Source organism: Planomonospora antibiotica (assembly GCF_014647955.1).
In the GTDB taxonomy this organism is placed as follows: Bacteria; Actinomycetota; Actinomycetes; order Streptosporangiales; family Streptosporangiaceae; genus Planomonospora; species Planomonospora parontospora.
In genome coordinates, this window is sequence record NZ_BMQE01000002.1 from 257,295 (window position 1) to 274,843 (window position 17,549).

12 protein-coding genes are annotated in these 17,549 nt (G+C 73.1%); 5 read left to right on the forward strand and 7 right to left on the reverse strand.

The features are described from left to right. Positions 1-87 precede the first annotated feature (87 nt). Complete coding sequence (locus IEZ06_RS03025; RefSeq protein WP_189235086.1) at positions 88-1,293, forward strand: pyridoxal phosphate-dependent aminotransferase; 1,206 nt, start codon at positions 88-90, stop codon at positions 1,291-1,293. A gap of 154 nt (positions 1,294-1,447) precedes the next feature. Here the strand turns inward: IEZ06_RS03025 and IEZ06_RS03030 are convergent, their stop codons facing one another. Both IEZ06_RS03030 and IEZ06_RS03035 read right to left on the reverse strand, forming a co-directional pair. Then, positions 1,448-3,403, reverse strand: a complete 1,956-nt coding sequence (locus IEZ06_RS03030; RefSeq protein WP_189235087.1) for an ATP-binding protein — start codon at positions 3,401-3,403, stop codon at positions 1,448-1,450. A 115-nt stretch (positions 3,404-3,518) separates the two neighbouring features. Then, the gene (locus IEZ06_RS03035; protein ID WP_189235088.1) at positions 3,519-3,827 is read right to left on the reverse strand and encodes an RNA polymerase sigma factor; all 309 of its coding nucleotides are present in this window, start codon (positions 3,825-3,827) and stop codon (positions 3,519-3,521) included. Between the two features lie 97 nt (positions 3,828-3,924). Here IEZ06_RS03035 and IEZ06_RS03040 point away from each other — a divergent pair, with 97 nt between their 5' ends. After that, positions 3,925-4,959, forward strand: a complete 1,035-nt coding sequence (locus IEZ06_RS03040; RefSeq protein ID WP_189235089.1) for an adenosine deaminase — start codon at positions 3,925-3,927, stop codon at positions 4,957-4,959. 84 nt (positions 4,960-5,043) lie between these two features. On the opposite strand, the gene IEZ06_RS03045 is transcribed toward IEZ06_RS03040, so the two are convergent. After that, a complete protein-coding gene (locus IEZ06_RS03045) occupies positions 5,044-7,131 on the reverse strand; it encodes an ATP-binding protein (protein WP_189235090.1) in 2,088 nt (695 codons plus the stop codon). 423 nt (positions 7,132-7,554) lie between these two features. Here IEZ06_RS03045 and IEZ06_RS03050 point away from each other — a divergent pair, with 423 nt between their 5' ends. From IEZ06_RS03050 to IEZ06_RS03060, 3 genes are all read left to right on the forward strand, one after another. Beyond that, positions 7,555-8,265, forward strand: a complete 711-nt coding sequence (locus IEZ06_RS03050; RefSeq protein WP_229797735.1) for a class I SAM-dependent methyltransferase — start codon at positions 7,555-7,557, stop codon at positions 8,263-8,265. 105 nt (positions 8,266-8,370) lie between these two features. Continuing rightward, positions 8,371-10,248: an acyl-CoA dehydrogenase family protein gene (locus IEZ06_RS03055; RefSeq protein WP_189235092.1), complete on the forward strand. Its 1,878-nt coding sequence runs from the start codon at positions 8,371-8,373 to the stop codon at positions 10,246-10,248. 361 nt (positions 10,249-10,609) lie between these two features. Further along, positions 10,610-10,780, forward strand: coding sequence for a hypothetical protein (locus IEZ06_RS03060; protein ID WP_189235093.1), 171 nt, complete (start codon positions 10,610-10,612; stop codon positions 10,778-10,780). Positions 10,781-10,872: 92 nt separating this feature from the next. Here IEZ06_RS03060 and IEZ06_RS03065 read toward each other — a convergent pair whose 3' ends face one another. From IEZ06_RS03065 to IEZ06_RS03080, 4 genes are all read right to left on the reverse strand, one after another. Continuing rightward, positions 10,873-12,018 carry an acetyl-CoA C-acetyltransferase gene (locus IEZ06_RS03065; RefSeq protein ID WP_189235094.1) on the reverse strand — a complete coding sequence of 382 codons (1,146 nt, stop codon included), beginning with the start codon at positions 12,016-12,018 and terminating at the stop codon, positions 10,873-10,875. Between the two features lie 133 nt (positions 12,019-12,151). Beyond that, entirely contained in the window at positions 12,152-14,491 is a 2,340-nt protein-coding gene (locus IEZ06_RS03070) for a rhamnogalacturonan lyase family protein (protein ID WP_203871776.1), read from the reverse strand. Positions 14,492-14,986: 495 nt separating this feature from the next. Further along, positions 14,987-16,570, reverse strand: a complete 1,584-nt coding sequence (locus IEZ06_RS03075) for a DUF2079 domain-containing protein (protein WP_229797736.1) — start codon at positions 16,568-16,570, stop codon at positions 14,987-14,989. After that, positions 16,567-17,547 carry a class F sortase gene (locus IEZ06_RS03080; protein ID WP_189235096.1) on the reverse strand — a complete coding sequence of 327 codons (981 nt, stop codon included), beginning with the start codon at positions 17,545-17,547 and terminating at the stop codon, positions 16,567-16,569. Before IEZ06_RS03080 ends, IEZ06_RS03075 begins: the two co-directional genes overlap by 4 nt. Positions 17,548-17,549: the final 2 nt, after the last annotated feature.

Sequence of the window (17,549 nt, forward strand, 5' to 3'; positions counted from 1 at the left end):
CTCCCCGCCTGTGCGGAGCCGCCGCGGACGCGTCCGCATGATGGATGGAGGACGGAAACGAGGCGACGGGTCTGTAACCATGGAGGTATGACCCGTCCTCGCATCTCCGCCCGCATCTCCGCGATCTCCGAGTCCGCCACGCTCGCCGTGGACGCCAAGGCCAAGGCGATGAAGGCGGCGGGCCGCCCGGTCATCGGCTTCGGCGCCGGCGAGCCGGACTTCCCGACCCCGGACTACATCGTCGAGGCCGCCGTCGAGGCGTGCCGCACCCCCCGGTTCCACAAGTACACGCCGGCCGGCGGGCTCCCCGAGCTCAAGCAGGCCGTCGCCGACAAGACCCTCCGCGACTCCGGCTACCGGGTCGGCGCGTCCCAGGTCCTGATCACCAACGGCGGCAAGCAGGCGGTCTACGAGGCGTTCGCCACGCTGCTCGACCCGGGCGACGAGGTCCTGGTCGTGGCCCCCTACTGGACGACCTACCCCGAGGCGATCAAGCTGGCCGGCGGCGTCCAGGTCGACGTGGTGACCGACGAGACCACCGGCTACCTGGCGGGTGTGGAGCAGCTGGAGGCCGCCCGCACCGACCGCACGAAGGCCCTGCTGTTCGTCTCCCCGTCCAACCCGACCGGCGCGGTCTACAGCCCGGAGCAGGTCGAGGCGATCGGCCGCTGGGCCGCCGAGCACGACCTGTGGGTCGTCACGGACGAGATCTACGAGCACCTCACCTACGGCGACGCGACCTTCTCCAGCATCGCCACCGCCGTGCCCGAGCTGGGCGACAGGGTCGTCGTGCTGAACGGCGTCGCCAAGACCTACGCGATGACCGGCTGGCGGGTGGGCTGGCTGATCGGCCCCGAGGACGTCGTCAAGGCGGCGGCCAACCTGCAGTCGCACGCCACCTCCAACGTCTCCAATGTGGCCCAGGCCGCCGCCCTGGCCGCGGTCACCGGCGACCTGTCGGCGGTGGCCCGGATGCGGGAGGCCTTCGACCGCCGCCGCCGGACGATGGTCCGCATGCTCAACGAGATCCCGGGCGTGGTCTGCCCCGAGCCCAAGGGCGCCTTCTACGCCTACCCCTCGGTCAAGGGGCTGCTGGGCCGGGAGTTCGGCGGGAGGCGGGCGCAGACCTCCGCCGAGCTCGCCGAGATCATCCTGGAGGAGGCCGAGGTCGCGCTCGTCCCCGGTGAGGCCTTCGGCACCCCGGGCTACTTCCGCCTGTCCTACGCGCTCGGCGACGAGGACCTGGCCGAGGGGGTCGGCCGGGTGGCGAAGTTCCTGGGCGAGGCCCGCTAGCCGTACCGGCCGCCGCCGGGCCGGGACCCGCACGGTCCGGCCCGGAGGTCCCGGGCGGTCGCCGACGGCCGCGGGCGGCGCCCCGTACGGCGGTGCGGCACGCGGCCGGGTTCCCTCCGCCGGGCGGCGGGCCCCGCACCGGACGGCGGGCCCGTCAGAAGGTGAGCCCCTGGAGGGCGTGCTCCACGGCGGTCGGCAGGTCCGTCGAGCGCCCCGTCCCGATGAGCCGGTCGTGCTCCTCCTTGTCGTTGCGGGCGAGCAGCCTCGCCTCGGAGCGGCGGAGCAGCTCGGTCAGCACGGGCGAGCGCAGCGACGGCGTCCCGGCGTTCTCGCGGGCGGTGGCCGCCGCGCCGAGGAGGAACAGGGCGAGGGTGTCGTGCGCGTCGCCCTCGGCGATCACCGCGAACACCTCCAGGCCCTCGGTGAGGCAGACGCCGTCGTCGAACATCCGGGCGCCGCGGAGGGACTCGCGGACGGACGCGGTGGCCGCCGCGGTGTTGTCGAGGATGTGCTCGGCGAGCCCGAGGATCAGGTCGAGGCGGGCGAGGGTCCAGTAGTCGCGGTAGGAGGCGCAGAGCTCGCGGCCCTCCCGCAGGACGGTCGTCGCCCGCGCGTACTCGCCGGAGAGCATCATGCCGGTGGCCACGACGATGTAGGTCGGCAGGAACCCGGGGAAGACGTCGCCGGACGAGCGGTGGCGCTCCCGGGCGTCCTTGATGAGCCACAGGGCCTTGCCCACGTCGCCCCTGGCGACGGCCAGGTGCGACTGGAAGTGGCTGATGTAGGGGACCAGGTCCACGGCCCCCTCCCAGTCGCTCGTCGCGCACTCGGCGAGGGTGCGCTCCGCGTCCTCGACGTCACCGCGCTGGATCGACATCCAGGTCTGCACCCACAGCGCCTTGAGCCGCTCGGGGGAGGGCCGGCGCTCCAGGTCCAGGCCGCGCCGGAGCAGTTCGTACCCGAGCGCGGACCGGCCGCAGCAGACCCACAGGAACCACAGGTTGCCGACCAGTTCCAGGCCCTTGCGGCGCTCCTCGGGCCTGGCGTAGCAGTCCTCCACCGCCTCGCGCAGGTTGGCGAGGTCGGGCAGGACCCGGTGGTACCAGCCGAGCTGGTCGCTCCGCCAGCCCCCGGTGGCGCGCGCCGACAGGTCCAGGAAGTGGTCGCGGTGGCGGCGCCGGGCCTCCTCCGCCTCGCCGAGGTCCTCCAGCAGCGCGGCGCCGAACGCCCGGACGGTGTTCGGCAGGCGGTAGCGGACGCCGCCGCCGTCCTTCTCGCACAGCAGGACGGACTTGTCGGACAGGCCGCGGAGCGCGCCGAGGACCTGCTCGACGGTGAGACCTCCGTAGGCGCACACGTGCTGGGCCGCCTCGGCGTCGAAGCCTCCGGAGAAGACCGACACGCGGGCCCACACCAGGCGCTCCTCCCGGCCGCACCGGTCGTGGCTCCAGCCGAGCGCGGCGCCCATGGAGCCGTGCCGCCGGGTGTCCGGGCGGGCCGCGAAGAGGTCGGCCGCGGCGGGGTCGGGTGCCGCCGCGGCCAGCCCGATCGCCAGCGGGAGATTGTCGAGCCGCCGGCAGACCTCGGCCGGGTCGGCCCCGCCGAGCCTGTCGCCGGCCAGTTCGGTGAGCAGGTCGACGGCCTCGTCCTCCGACAGGCCGCCGAGCTGGTAGGTGTGCTCGCCGGCGAAGCCGAGCCGCTGCCTGCTGGTGGCCAGGACGCGCAGCACGCCGACCTCGCGCAGCAGCCGGTCCGCCAGGACCCCGGCGGTGCCCGCGACGCGGTCGCAGTCGTCCAGGACGAGCGTCCGCGGCCGGGAGAGCAGCTCCACGGCCACGGCGTCGAAGGCGGACGCTCCCGGGCGGACGCGGACGCCGAGCGCGCGGGCGAGCATGCCGGTCAGGCCGGGGAGGTCGTCCGGCGCCTCGGACAGGTCCAGGACGCACACGGATCCGGGGGACCCCTGCTCCATCGAGTCGGCCAGGCGCCGCGCGAGGGTGCTCTTGCCCGCTCCGGCGGCACCGGTCAGGGTGAGGTGGCGCCGCCTTCCGAGGAGGCTGCGGATCTCGGCCCACTCCGCGCGCCTGCCGACGAAAAGGTCCGCTCCCACCGCGTCTCCGGCACCGTCCCGACCACTCATGACGCCCCAACTCTCGCACGGGGCCGGGGCCCGGTGAAAGCATTCGGGAAATTCCGTGATCTTTTCTATCCGTCACGGTCCGCCGTCACCGCCCGCCGTCGCGGTCCCCCGCTCCGACGTGCGGCTCCGGCCCCAGTCCCGGCCGCGGAGCGGCGTCCGGATCAGTCGGCGGGCTATCGCGGTCGTGTCCGGGTCCGCGGTCGCCGTCGGGGGCGGGCGGCGCGACCGAGGTCAGCAGGACCCCGGAGCCGTCCGGGACCGTCTCCAGCGCGTGCTGCACCAGGTCCTCGGCGTCGTGCGCCGACGCCCCGCAGACCAGGATCGCGGTGCGCAGCAGCGCCGTACTCCGTGCGGCCAGGAACTCGTCGAAGGCCGCCTCGTCTTCTTCCGTCATCAGCGAGGTCCCCTTTCGCCCCTCCCAACGCACGGACACGCCCGCGGGTTGAGAGGGTCCGGCCCGCCGGACCGCGACGGTACGGCACCATATGGAAATGCCACGTCCGCTCAGCGCCCTGCCCAAGGCCCACCTGCACCTGCACTTCACCGGCTCCATGCGGCACGCCACCCTGATCGAGCTCGCGCGGGAGCACGGGCTGCACCTGCCGGACGCGCTGGTGCAGGACTGGCCGCCGAAGCTGCGGGCCACCGACGAGCGGGGCTGGTTCCGGTTCCAGCGGCTCTACGACATCGCGCGCTCGGCCCTGCGGCGTCCGGAGGACATCTACCGGCTGGTGCGGGAGACCGCCGAGGACGAGGCGGCCGAGGGCTCGGCCTGGCTGGAGATCCAGGTGGACCCGTCCGGGTACGCCCACCGGTTCGGCGGGCTCACCGCGACGATGGAGCTGATGCTCGACGCCGTGCACCGGGCCGCCGGGCACGCCGGGATCGGGATCGCGGTCGTGGTGGCCGCCAACCGGACCCGGCACCCGCTGGACGCCAAGACGCTCGCCCGCCTGGCCACCCACTACCTCGACCAGGGCGTCGTGGGGTTCGGGCTCTCCAACGACGAGCGCCGGGGCCGGGCCCGCGACTTCGACGGGGCGTTCCGGATCGCCCGGCGGGCCGGGCTGCTGGCCGTACCGCACGGCGGGGAGCTGCTGGGCGCGGCGAGCGTGGCCGAGTGCGTGGACGACCTGGGCGCCGACCGGGTGGGGCACGGGATCCGGGCGACGGAGTCGCCGCGGCTGATGGAGCGGCTCGCCGACCGGCAGATCACCTGCGAGGTCTGCCCGATGTCGAACGTCGGGCTGGGGGTGACCGAGCGGGCCGAGGACGTGCCGCTGCGGCGGCTGTTCGACGCCGGGGTGCCGATCGCGCTGGGCGCCGACGACCCCCTGCTGTTCGGCTCGCGGCTGCTGCCCCAGTACGAGCTGGCCCGGCAGGTGTACGGCTTCCGCGACGCGGAGGTGGCGGAGCTGGCCCGGCAGTCGATCCGGGCCTCGGCCGCCCCCGAGCAGGTGCGCAAGGACCTGCTGCAGAAGGTGGACGCCTGGCTGGCCGCGCCCGGCGATCAGCAGGGCGCGTAACCGGCCCCGCCGGACCGGCCGGACCGGCGGGGCCCGGGGTCCTCCGGCTCCGTCGGGGGGCGTATGACGTCGAGGGCGTACGACTCAGTCGAGCGCGTAGGCCACCGCGGAGTCGGGGTCGTCGTCGTGGCCCTCGGCGAAGACCGTGTCGTAGGCGTCGTCGCCGAGCAGCTGGCGGGCGGTGCGCTCGGCGACGGTCCGCGGCTCGGACATGCTCTCCGAGCCGAACCCCCGCAGCCCGAACGTGGCCCACAACCGCATGCCGGACCCCTGGAGCCGGGCCGTACGGTAGCCGTCGCCCTGGACGGCGGCGATGACCGCCAGCTGGTCGAGGGCGAGCGCCACGCCGGTGGTGTCCCGCAGGCGCCACTTGGCGGCGAGCGACTGGCGGGCGGCCAGCTCGGCCTCCTCCAGCCGGCCGAGGCCGAGCTGGGCGATGGAGAGCACGTAGTCGCCGGTGGCGCGGGCCCAGCGTTCGCCGTGGTCGTCGCAGAGGCGCTGCACCTCCTGCAGCACGGTGATGGCCTTGGCGAAGTCACCGCGCCACGTGGCCGCCATGGCTGCGGTCACCAGGGCGAGCGGTTCGCTCACGGTCATGATCTGTGCCCTCCGGAAGTACTTGATGACGAGCTTGACGCCGGGCTCCACCTCTTCGAGGGCCCCGACGCACAGCGAGCGGACCGCCAGGCGGAGCCGCGCGTGCCCCGCCGCCTCGTAGTCGCCCCACTGCAGGGCCACGGCCAGTGCGGTCTCGGCCCGGCGGCGGCCGGACTCCAGATCGCCCTGGGCCATGGCCACGCAGCCGTCGGCCCACAGGAGTTTGGGCAGGCCGGGGTCGGTGGGGGACGAGGCCTCGATCGCCCGCCGCATGTAGTAGCGGCCCTCGCGCAGGCGGCCCAGGCAGAACCAGAGGATCCAGAGCGCTCCGGCGAGCTCGACGGAGGCGGGGGCGGGGGCGGGGGCGGGGATCCGGCCGGAGGCCGCCGCCCCGGTGGGGGTGCCGGAGTCGAGGACGACCCGGAAGTTGGTGATCGCGGAGTTGAGCCGCCTGGCCCACGCCTCCTGGTCGGGGCCGTACCAGCCGGCGTCGGCCCTGCGGGCCAGGTCGAGGTAGTAGCAGCGGTGCCGCTCGGCCAGCCGGTCCTCCTCCCCGAGCCGGACGAGCTGCTCCCTGCCGTACTCCCTGATCGTGTCGAGCTGGCGGTAGCCGCCGGGGACCCTGATGAGCAGCGACTTGTCCACGAGGACGGCCAGCAGCTCCGGCACGCCGGCCAGGTGCTCGTCGCCGCAGACCCAGTCGGCCGCCTCGGCGTCGAAGTTCCCGGCGAAGACCGACAGGCGCGCCCAGAGCAGGCGTTCGGCCGGGGTGCAGAGCTCGTGGGTCCAGCCGACCGCGGTGCGCAGCGTCTGGTGCCGGGAGACGAGGGCCCGGTTGGCCGAGAGCGCGGCGAACCGGCCGTCCAGCCGCTCGGCGAACCGCTCCACCGGCATGCTCCGCAGCTGCCCGGCGGCCAGCTCGACGGCGAGGGGGATGCCGTCCAGCCGCCGGCAGATCCGGGCGGCGGCCTTCAGCCGCGCCTCGTCCAGGGTCAGGCCGGGCGCGGCGGTCCCGGCCCGGTCGAGGAAGAGCCGGAGCGCGTCGTCCTCCAGCCCCGCCCCCGGCCCCGCGGGGTCGGGTGTGCGGAACGGTTCGACGGACAGGAGGGTCTCCCCCTCCACGCCGAGGGGCTGGCGGGAGGTGGCGATGATCCGCACGCCGGGCGCGCGGGCCAGGATCCGGCCGAGGAGGTCGCGGCAGGCGGGCAGGAGGTGTTCGCAGGTGTCCAGCAGGAGCAGGAGCCGTTTCCCCGCCAGGAACTCCACCAGCACCTCCGTCTGGGAGCGGGTGGACTCCTCGCGGAAGCCCAGGACGGCCGCGACGGTGTGGGCGAGCAGGTCGCCGTTGCGCTCACCGGAGAGCTCGACCAGCCACACGCCGTCCAGGTAGGCGTCCCGGCACTCCTCGGCCGCCTTGACGGCGATCCGCGACTTGCCGACGCCCTCGGGACCGGCGACCGTGACCAGCGGCGCCTCGGCCAGGAGCTTCACCAGCTCTCTCACCTCGGTCTCGCGGCCGACGAAGCTGCTCGTCTCCACAGGGAGGTTCCCACGCCACCACGGGATGGATTCCATCGGTTCCAGCTCCTTCCGCGTACCAGGAATAACATCCGGTCAAGGTCACGGGCCGGACATGAAACCGTTTCGGGGTGCGGATTTTCCCCCCCGGAGGAAATCACCCCCCCATTGCGGGATTGAATCTTCTCCCGCGCGCCGAAATACTTATTGTTAACTTCATTTAAATGTCGATGACCACTAAATGCCCATAAATGACGCAAAAGGATAACCGTGATGATCGGTTCGGCCGAGGGGGGCTCACCGCCCTCCCGCCCGCTCCCCCGCGACCTCCCGCGCAGGGCCGCCGGATGTCCTCTTCGGGGAGTTTGGGGGGCCGGTCGAGGGGAACGGCTACTAGACTCTGCCTGTCCGTAGCCGTGGCCGCCGCGCCGCGGTCTTCTGCGAGCTGGACGGAACCGCATGTCTGGGTATGACCGCGTAGTGCAACCCGCGGCCGGCGACGAGGCCCTGGAGAACCACCTCGGTGGGGACGAGGCCAGAAACTATCGCCAGTACGAGTTCGACATGGTCGCCCCGCACGTGGGCCGCTCCATGCTGGAGATCGGCTCCGGCCTCGGCCACTTCGCCGAGCAGTTCCTGCCCCGCCTGGACCGGCTGGTGGTCAGCGACTTCGACCCCTACTGCGTGGAGCAGCTGAAGAAGCGCTTCACCGGGCGCGACGACATCGACGTGCTGCAGTTCGGCCTGCCGACCGAGATCCCCATCGGGGAGAAGGTCGACACCGTCGTCATGATGAACGTCCTGGAGCACATCGAGGAGGACGTCGAGGCCCTGCGCTCGCTCGCCGCCGTCACCCTGCCCGGCGGCCGGATCGTCATCTGGGTCCCCGGCTACATGCAGCTGTACGGCGACTTCGACCGCAAGGTCGGCCACGTCACCCGCTACACCCCCGCCACCCTGCGCAGCACGGTCACGAAGGCCGGCCTCGACATCGACGTGCTCAAGCCGATCAACTTCCTCGGCGGCATCGCGTGGTGGGCCGCCGTGCGGCGCGGCGGCGTCGGCTACCCCGACCCCCGGCTGGTGAAGATCTACGACCGCACCGTCGTCCCCGCCACCCGCTTCATCGAGCGGTTCGTCCGGCCTCCCTTCGGGCAGACCGTCTTCTGTGTGGCCCGCGTACCGCAGTAGCGCGGCCGCCGGGCCGCCCGCGGGGCGACGCCCCGGCCGCCGGTGTCTTCTCGGGCCTGCCGCCCCGGCGTAGCGTCGGAGGCATCCGCGTCCGAGGAGGTCACGATGACGACCGATTACGCCAAGGCACGTGCGGTGGCCGAGCAGGCCCGCGAGAAGGAGTGGACCCGGCCCAGCTTCGGCCGGCAGCTGTTCCTGGGCGACTTCCGCCTCGACCTCGTCCATCCCGCCCCGGCGCTGCCGGAGGCGGAGGTCCGCCGGGGTGAGGACTTCCTGCGCGCCCTGCGCGGGTTCCTGGACGGCAAGGTCGACCCCGCGCTGATCGAGCGGACCGCGCAGGTGCCCGACGAGGTCGTCAAGGGCCTGGCCGAACTCGGCGCCTTCGGCATCACCATCAAGCGGGAGTACGGCGGGCTGGGCCTGCCGTACCTCTACTACGGCCGCGCCCTGATGCTCACCGGCTCGTACTGCCCGGCGCTGGGCACGCTGCTCTCCGCGCACCAGTCGATCGGGGTGCCGCAGCCGCTGAAGCTGTTCGGCAGCGAGGAGCAGAAGCGCGCCTTCCTGCCCCGGTGCGCCAAGGGCGAGATCTCCGCCTTCCTGCTGACCGAGCCCGACGTCGGCTCCGACCCCGCGCGACTGGCGACCACCGCGGTCCGGGACGGCGACGACTACGTGATCGACGGTGTGAAGCTCTGGACCACCAACGGCGTCGTGGCGGACCTGCTGGTGGTGATGGCCCGCACCGGGTCGAAGATCTCCGCCTTCGTCGTGGAGGCCGACAGCCCCGGGATCACCGTCGAGCGGCGCAACGCCTTCATGGGCCTGCGCGGCATCGAGAACGGCGTCACCCGGTTCCACCGGGTCCGCGTCCCCGCCGCCAACCTGATCGGGCGCGAGGGCCAGGGCCTGAAGATCGCCCTGACCACGCTGAACACCGGGCGGCTCTCGCTCCCGGCCGCCTGCGCGGGCAACGCCAAGTGGGCGCTGAAGATCGCCCGGGAGTGGGCCGCCGAGCGCGTCCAGTGGGGGCGTCCGATCGGCGAGCACGAGGCGGTGGCGGGCAAGCTCGCCTTCATCGCCGGCACGGCCTACGCCCTGGAGGCGGTGATGGACCTGACCTGCCGGCTGGCCGACGACGAGAGCAACGACATCAGGATCGAGGCCGCGCTCGCCAAGCTGTACGCCTCGGAGCTGGCCTGGAAGGTCGCCGACGAGCTGGTCCAGCTGCGCGGCGGGCGGGGCTACGAGACCGCGGAGTCGCTGGCCGCCCGGGGCGAGCGCGGGGTCCCGGCCGAGCAGCTCCTGCGGGATGTGCGGATCAACAGGATCTTCGAGGGATCCACCGAGATCATGCACCTGCTGATCGCCCGCGAGGCGGTGGACGCGCACCTGTCGGTGGCGGGCGAGCTGGTCGACCCCGCCGCGGCACCGCGCGACCGCGCCCGCGCCGCGGCCCGCGCCGGCGGGTTCTACGCCCGCTGGCTGCCCACCCTGGTCGCGGGGGCGGGGAACCGGCCCGGCGCCTACGCCGAGTTCGGCCCCCTGGCGACGCACCTGCGCTACGTCGAGCGGACCGGCCGCAGGCTCGCCCGCTCCACCTTCTACGGCATGTCCCGCTGGCAGGGCGGACTGGAGCACCGGCAGGGGTTCCTGGGCCGGATCGTGGACATCGGCGCCGAGCTGTTCGCGATGACCGCGGTCTGCGTTCGGGCCCGCGAGGAGGAGGCCGAGCTGGGCCGGCGCCCCGCCGAGCTGGCCGACACCTTCTGCCGCCAGGCGCGGCTGCGCGCCGAGGCGCTCTTCGACCGCCTCTGGGACAACACCGACTCCGGTGACGTACGGCTGGCGAAGCACCTGCTGCGGGGCCGCTACGCGTTCGCGGAGGAGGGCATCCTGGACGCCTCCGTCGACGGGCCCTGGATCTCCCCGTCCGAACCCGGCGCCTCGGCCGCCGAGAACCTCCGCCGGCCGATCCACTGACCCTCGGCCGTCCTCTGCCCGGCCCGTGCGCTGACCCCGGCCGGGCGGAGGACGCCGGCCCGTCGGTCTCGGCCGTCCCGCCGCCGCCCCGTGACGCCGGTGCCGCTGCCGGTCCGGCGGCCACCGCGCCATGCGCCCGGAATCGATAGGAACAAACCGAAATTAAATGGCTTGCACCGGCCCGATCCTGGCGCGTACCGTCATCGTCATGTGGATTTTCTCCTAGAAGCCGGCATCGATCAGCCACCGACTGATCCGCCCGCACTCAGCCCTCTGGCCCCGTAGTCCTGACGCGGCAGCTGAGTTTCCGGCACGGCCCTTCACGGCGCCGCGTCGTCACCGTCTTCGAAGGAGAGTCCATATGCGAATTCGCGCGACCGCCAAGCGTTCCGGGAAGACCCGGACCCGCACCCCGCTCCCCGAGCGGACCCTGCCCTCCATGCCGCCAGTGCCCCGGCAGATGCCCAGACCGCACCTGCCGGTGAGGCCGACCCAGCAGCCGCGCCGGATCCCCGGCAAGGGCGGCCGCTGAAGGGAGGGCGCCGCGGTCCCTCCCACTAGGGGACCGCGGCGCCTTCTTCCGTCCGTCTCCGCCCGCGCCGTACGGCGCGGGCGCGTCCGCCCCTACAGGCGCTCGACGATGGTGACGTTGGCCTGGCCGCCGCCCTCGCACATCGTCTGCAGGCCGTACCGGCCGCCGGTGCGCTCCAGCTCGTGGAGCAGCTTGGTCATCAGGATCGCGCCGGTGCCGCCGAGCGGGTGGCCCAGGGCGATCGCGCCGCCGTTCGGGTTGACCTTGGCCGGGTCGGCCCCGATCTCCTTGAGCCAGGCCAGCGGGACCGGGGCGAACGCCTCGTTGATCTCGGTGACGTCGATGTCGTCGATGGACAGGCCCGACCGCTTCAGCGCCTTGCGCGTGGCGGGGATGGGCGCGGTCAGCATGTAGACCGGGTCGTCTCCGGCGAGCGTCAGGGTGACGATGCGGGCGCGCGGGGTCAGGCCGTGGTCGCGGACCGCCTGCTCGGAGGCGATCAGCAGCGCGCCGGAGCCGTCGGAGACCTGCGAGGAGGTGGCCGCGGTGATCCGGCCGCCCTCCTTCAGGGTCTTCAGGCCCGCCATCTTCTCCAGGGTGGTGTCGGGGCGGGGGCCCTCGTCGTCCTCGACGCCGCCGACCGGGGCGATCTGGTCCCTGAAGTAGCCGTTCGCGACGGCCTTGGCCGCCCGCTGGTGGCTCTCGTAGGCGTACCGCTCCAGCTCCTCGCGCGACAGGTCCCACTTCTCGCACATCAGCTCCGCGCCGCGGAACTGGGAGATCTCCTGCTTGCCGTACCGCTCGACCCAGCCGTCGCCGAACGGGAAGGGCATGCCCTTCTCCAGCGCGGCGGTGATGCTCGCCCCCATGGGGACGATGCTCATCGACTCCACCCCGGCGGCGACCACGAGGTCCTGGGTGCCGGAGAGCACACCCTGTGCCGCGAAGTGGATCGACTGCTGGGAGGAGCCGCACTGGCGGTCGATGGTGACGCCGGGGACGCTCTCCGGCAGGCCTGCCGAGAGCCACGCGTTACGGGCGATGTCCATGCTCTGCGGGCCGAACTGCATCACGCAGCCCATGATCACGTCCTCGACCGCGGACGGGTCGACGCCCGTACGGTCGATCAGCGCCTTGAGGGTGTGCGCGGCCAGGTCGGTGGGGTGGACGGCGGACAGCCCGCCCTTCTTCTTGCCGACCGGGGTACGGACCGCCCCCACGATGTACGCCTCTGCCACAGTGCCTCCTGGGTCCCGTCCCGATGAAACCGAGCATCATTCTGTCAGTAGGAGGTTACCTCAGAACCTCCGTCCGTGCCCGGCCGGGATTCCCGGGCCGGGCACGGATCCGGAAACGGGTCGCCGCGCGGGTTCAGCGCACGTAGACGTCGGGCCGGGGCGGAGTGGACATGCCGTCGCCGATGAAGAAGCCCGGGTGCGGCGGCTGGTTGTAGGCGGTGTTCTGCCAGGCGACCGCGGTGCGGTACTGCGGGTCGTGCATCAGGGTGTGGATGCGCCGGTCGGTCAGGTGCGGGGTGCTGTAGACGCGCAGGGCCCGGTTGTCGCCGGTGGGCCAGACGACCTCCTCGCGCCAGTCGCCGAACAGGTCGGCCGTCAGCGACGGGGTGGCCTTGGTGCCGTTGTTGGAGTGCACGCCGGAGGCGGTCAGCAGCCGGGTGTCGCCGCTGGTGCCGTACTTGTCGATGCGGGTCTGGTCGACCAGCTCGCGGACCGGGTCGCCGTCCCACCAGGCCAGGAAGTTGATCGAGGACGGTTCACGGCCCAGGGCGGCGCCGGTGGCGCTGCGCAGCGTGGTGTCGGCGGCCGACCACGATTCGGCGCCGGGGCTGCCGGCCCAGATGTCGGCGGAGACTCCGCGGCCGTTGTCGGTGCCGGAGGCGGTGGACCACAGCACCCGACCGGTGCGGGCGTCGGCGAACCACGAGCCGGGCTTGGATTTGTCCTCACTCACCTTGAAGTACTCCAGTCCCGGCCGGGAGGGGTTCAGGTCGCCCAGGTGCGCCGCGTCGCCGTGGCCCAGCTTGGTGGTCCACAGCCCGGAGCCGTTGTCGTCGACGGTCATCGCGCCGTAGACGATCTCGTCGCGGCCGTCTGCGTCGACGTCGCCCACGGTCAGGGCGTGGTTGCCCTGGCCGTCGTAGCCCTTGCCGGAGTTGGTGGAGCTGTTGGTGTCGAACGTCCAGCGGCGGGTCAGGGTGCCGTTGCGGAAGTCCCAGGCGGCGATCACGCTGCGGGTGTAGTAGCCGCGCGCCATGATCAGTGACGGGCGCTTCCCGTCGAGGTAGGCGGTGCCGGCCAGGAACCGGTCGACCCGGTTGCCGTAGGAGTCGCCCCAGGAGGAGACGGTGCCGCGGGCCGGCACGTAGTCGACCGTCGAGGCGGCCCTGCCGGTCCGCCCGTCGAACATGGTCAGGTACTCGGGGCCGGACAGCACGTAGCCGGAGGAGTTGCGGTGATCGGCCGAGGACGAGCCGATCACCGCGCCGGTGCCGTCGCGGGTGCCGTCGGCGGTCTTGGCCGCCACCTCGGCGTCGCCGTCGCCGTCGTAGTCGTAGACCTGGAACTGGGTGTAGTGCGCGCCTGCGCGGATGTTGCGGCCCAGGTCGACGCGCCACAGCCGGGTGCCGTCCAGCCGGTAGGCGTCGAGGAACACGTTGCCGGTGTAGCCGGACTGGGAGTTGTCCTTGGCGTTGGACGGGTCCCACTTCAACACGATCTCGTACTGTCCGTCGCCGTCGAGGTCACCGGCGCTCGCGTCGTTGGCGGCGTAGGTGTAGGCGACGCCGTCGGGGGTGGTGCCGCCGGACGGCGGGGAGATCGGCACGTCCAGGTAGCCGTTCGCCAGGCGCAGCGCGGGCGCGGAGGCCGCCTGCTCGGCACCGTTGATCACGGCCCGCACGGTGTAGGAGGCGTCGGCCGAGGCGCCGGTGTCCAGGTGGTTGGTGGAGCCGGTGACGGGGGTGGGGTTGACCTTGGTGCCGTCGCGGTAGAGGTTGAAGGCCACGCCGTCCGGGTCGGTGGCCAGCAGCCGCCAGGAGACCAGGTTGGCGCTGCCCGAGCGCACGCTGATCAGGCCGCGGTCGAGGTCCTCGACCTGCTTGGCGCCCTGCGGGATCACCGTCGCCGTCGGGGTCGGGGTGGGGGTGGGGGTGGGCGTGGCCGTCGGGGTCGCGGTGGGCGAGGGGCTCGCGCTGGTGGCGGGCTTGAGCGTCCAGCGCTTGCTGACCACCGAGTCGCAGGAGTTCTGCTGGACGGCGGCACCGGCGGCGGTGGAGCCGTCCTTGACGTTGAGGCACTTGGCGCTGCCGAGGTTGACGACCCGGTAGGTCGAACCGCTGACGACCTCCAGGTTCCAGCTCTGGAAGGCACCGGTCGAGCAGGCCTGCTGGACGGCGGCCTTGCCCGCCGAGGTGCTGTCGTCCTTGATGCCGACGCACTTGCCGCTGTGGGCGGCGGTCAGCCGCCAGCCGCCGGAGACGGCCGACAGCTCCCAGGTCTGGGCGGTGGCACCGTCGCAGCCGGACTGCACGAGCTGCGCGCCGTCGGCGGTGCTCTGCCCGGAGACGTCCAGGCACAGGCCGCTGGCGGCGTTGACCAGGGTGTAGGACCCGGCGGCCGGGGCGGACACGGCGGCCGCGGGGACCGCCTGCCAGCCGCCGACCGCCGTGCCCGCCGCCAGGACGGCCACCATGGCCGCCTTTCGGCGCGAACGGGACGGCGCTACTTTAAAACGTTTCATTTCCAGCTCCGATCTGAACCATGGGGGGATGGGCTCAGGGATCCGTCGGCCTCTCCGGCGCCTCCCGTCCGGGCCACGACGGCATGGATGGCCGGGAACAGGGAGGACGTACGGTCCGGTCCGCGTGGATCATCTCGACGATCCGCGCGCTCCCGGTGGAATGCGCTTTCCTAGCCTTCAGAAGGTAGAGCGTGCGGATGTGGGCGTCAATCGACAGGAGCGCCGGTTCACCTGGTCACGGCCATCGGATTGAAACGTGTCAGGTCAGATTCGTTCTCCAGGACGGGGGTCGCGAGGTCTTCCGGAGGGGCGTCTGAAAGTTTCAGCCCCGGCGACCAGATGCCCCGGCGGGGCCCGGCGACCGGATGCGGAGCCCGCGACCGCCGGTCACCTCGGCCCGGCCGCTCGAGGCGGCCCCCTCCTCGCCCCGGATCCCCGCTTCCCTCGTCAGGACGGCCGGTTCAGCACGATGTAGCCGTCCCTCTCGAAGACCGGGCGGTAGCCGCTGCGCAGGGCCTCGTCGACCCGCTGCCGCTGGAGCTCGTGGGCGCCGAACGGGAAGGACCAGCGGTCCACGTCGGCCACGATCCACGGCGCGTCGCGGGGCACGGGCCCCCAGAGCAGCACGGTCGTCCGTGAGGTGAGCGCGGGTCCGACGTGGTTCACCGCCTCGACGACCACCCCGTCCGGCACCGCGGACACCGCCTCCCGGGCCGCCGCGACGTGCGGATCGCCCTCGTAGAAGGACCACTCGACCAGGTTGCCGAGCGCGAAGCGCGGGATCAGCGTGATGGCGATCACGCAGACGCCGACCGCCCAGTAACGCCCCGCCTCACGTCCCGCGTGCCGGTTCCGCAGGCGCCGCCCCAGCCGGTCCGCACCGTCCACGCCCGCGCACAGCAGGGCCGCCACGATGAAGGCGTTGTAGTGGTGGTCCGGTCCCCACCACTGCGGCCGGTCGCCCAGGAAGCGTTCGGCGATCATCGGGACCGCCATCAGGGTGAGCGGCGAGAACAGCGCGGTCAGCAGCACCGGCCAGAAGAGGAAGGCCAGCGTGTCGACCTTGATCTCCGGGCTGACGAACTGCCACAGCGCCCCCAGCGGGTCGCGCGCGAGCCCGGCCGCCGCCTCGCCCACGGTCGCCCCCCACCGGCCGTAGGCCCAGTGGAAGCCCGCCTCGCCCGCCCCCGCCAGCGGCATCAGGACACCGCGGATCGTCACCAGCGCCGCGAGCGCGAGCAGGACGAACGCGGTCCCCTCCAGCCTGCGCCGTGTGACGAGCAGGTAGACGCCGAAGCCCGCGACGAGCAGGCCCATGTCCTCCTTGACCAGCAGCAGGCCCAGCGCGGCCAGGACCGCCACGCCCCGGCGGCCCGCGTCGAAGCGCTCGATCATGATCGCGCTCAGCAGCGGGACGAACGCCACCTCGTGGAAGTCGAACCCGGCGGTCTGCGCGACCGGCCACGACACCGCGTAGGCCACCGCGACCAGGTGCGCGGGGACCGGGCCGAGGCGGCGTGCGGCGTAGTGCCAGACGGGGACCGCGGCCAGCGCGAGCAGTACGGCCTGCGCGACGATCAGGGTCTGCGGCCCGTCGTGGATCCAGTACAGCGGGGCCAGGACGGCGAGGATCGGCGAGAAGTGGTCGGCGAGCTGGAGGAAGTCCATGCCCAGGCCGTAGTTCACGCCCACCGCGGGCGCCGTCGGCGGCCCGAGGCCCGCGTAGCCGCGCACGGCCTGGTCGAAGATGACCAGGTCGAAGATGCTCGCCCGGAAGGTGGCCAGCTTGACCAGCCCGAGCACGGCGTAGGCGCAGGCGGCCAGCACCACCGTCGCGCCCAGCCCCAGCGGGTGCGCCCGCCGCCGCAGGGACCCGTCGACGCGCCCCACGAACCCGTCGATGCGCCGCGCGAGCCCGGCGGCGCGCGCCATCAGTCCGGCGGCACCGGAATCCGGCCGGTCCCCCGCGTCGGCCGGGTCCGTCTCCTCCGCTCCGGTTCTCCCGGGCCCGGGGGTGGTGTCCGCGCTCATGTCCGGCGGGTGCCCGTCATCGTCGCGTAGGCGATCACGTTGTCGGTGTAGTGACCGGTCGCGTGGTCGTAGGTCCCGCCGCAGGTGATCAGGTGGAGCTGCGGCACGGCCGACTCGCCGTACACCCGCTGCGTCGGGAAGACCGACTTCTCCGCCTGCTCCAGCCCGCCCACGGTGAACACCGCGACCAGGCCGTCCTGGCGGTGCACCTCGATGACGTCCCCGTTGCGGATCTCGTGGAGGCGGCTGAACACCGCGCTCCCCCTCCGGGTGTCCTTGTGCCCCAGCATGATCGCCGGTCCCGCCTCCCCCGCAGTGGGGCCCGAGCGGTACCAGCCGACGAGGTTGGGGTTGCCCACCGGCGGCACCTCGATCGCCCCCTGCTTGTCGAGCCCGACGGACTTGATCGGTGCGTCGACGCCGAGCTTCGGGATGACCAGGCGGAGCGGGGTCGAGGGCTGCAGCGCCGGGGCCGCCGGCAGGCTCGGCTGCGGCGGCGGCACGGTGGGAGCCGCCTGGAAGTACTGCTCCGCCCCGGCCGCACTGGGCTGCACCCGCGGCGGCAGGGTGGTCCGCTGGTCGGCGAGGCCGTACTGCTCGGGCGCGGAGACCATGAGGATCATCCCCACGAGCACCGTGACCACCCCGGCGATCCCGGCCAGGATCAGCACCGACCGCAGCACCCGCCCGCCGGCGGGGTCGACGTACGGCTCGCCGTACCCGGGCGGAAGACCCGGCTCGCCGTATCCCGGCGGGAGGTGGCTCGCCTGCCCGTAGCCGGGCGGACGACCCGCCGGCCCGTACCCGGGCGACGGGTGGCCCGCCTGGCCGTATCCGGGCGACGGGTGGCCCGCCTGGCCGTATCCGGGCGGCGGGTGGCCCGGCGGGAGATGCCCGTACGGCTGCGCGGGCCGTCGCGGTCCCCCGCCGGGCGGGACGGGCCCCGGCCGCCGGCCGTCCGGAGTGGGCGTGGTCATCC

What these genes read in the sequence shown, in the direction of transcription:
- IEZ06_RS03025 (WP_189235086.1), top strand. Translation starts at nt 88, where the DNA reads ATGACCCGTCCTCGCATCTCCGCCCGCATCTCCGCGATCTCCGAGTCC.
- IEZ06_RS03035 (WP_189235088.1), bottom strand. Translation starts at nt 3,827, where the DNA reads ATGACGGAAGAAGACGAGGCGGCCTTCGACGAGTTCCTGGCCGCACGG.
- IEZ06_RS03040 (WP_189235089.1), top strand. Translation starts at nt 3,925, where the DNA reads ATGCCACGTCCGCTCAGCGCCCTGCCCAAGGCCCACCTGCACCTGCAC.
- IEZ06_RS03045 (WP_189235090.1), bottom strand. Translation starts at nt 7,131, where the DNA reads ATGGAATCCATCCCGTGGTGGCGTGGGAACCTCCCTGTGGAGACGAGC.
- IEZ06_RS03055 (WP_189235092.1), top strand. Translation starts at nt 8,371, where the DNA reads ATGACGACCGATTACGCCAAGGCACGTGCGGTGGCCGAGCAGGCCCGC.
- IEZ06_RS03060 (WP_189235093.1), top strand. Translation starts at nt 10,610, where the DNA reads ATGCGAATTCGCGCGACCGCCAAGCGTTCCGGGAAGACCCGGACCCGC.
- IEZ06_RS03070 (WP_203871776.1), bottom strand. Translation starts at nt 14,491, where the DNA reads ATGGTGGCCGTCCTGGCGGCGGGCACGGCGGTCGGCGGCTGGCAGGCG.
- IEZ06_RS03075 (WP_229797736.1), bottom strand. Translation starts at nt 16,570, where the DNA reads ATGAGCGCGGACACCACCCCCGGGCCCGGGAGAACCGGAGCGGAGGAG.
- IEZ06_RS03080 (WP_189235096.1), bottom strand. Translation starts at nt 17,547, where the DNA reads ATGACCACGCCCACTCCGGACGGCCGGCGGCCGGGGCCCGTCCCGCCC.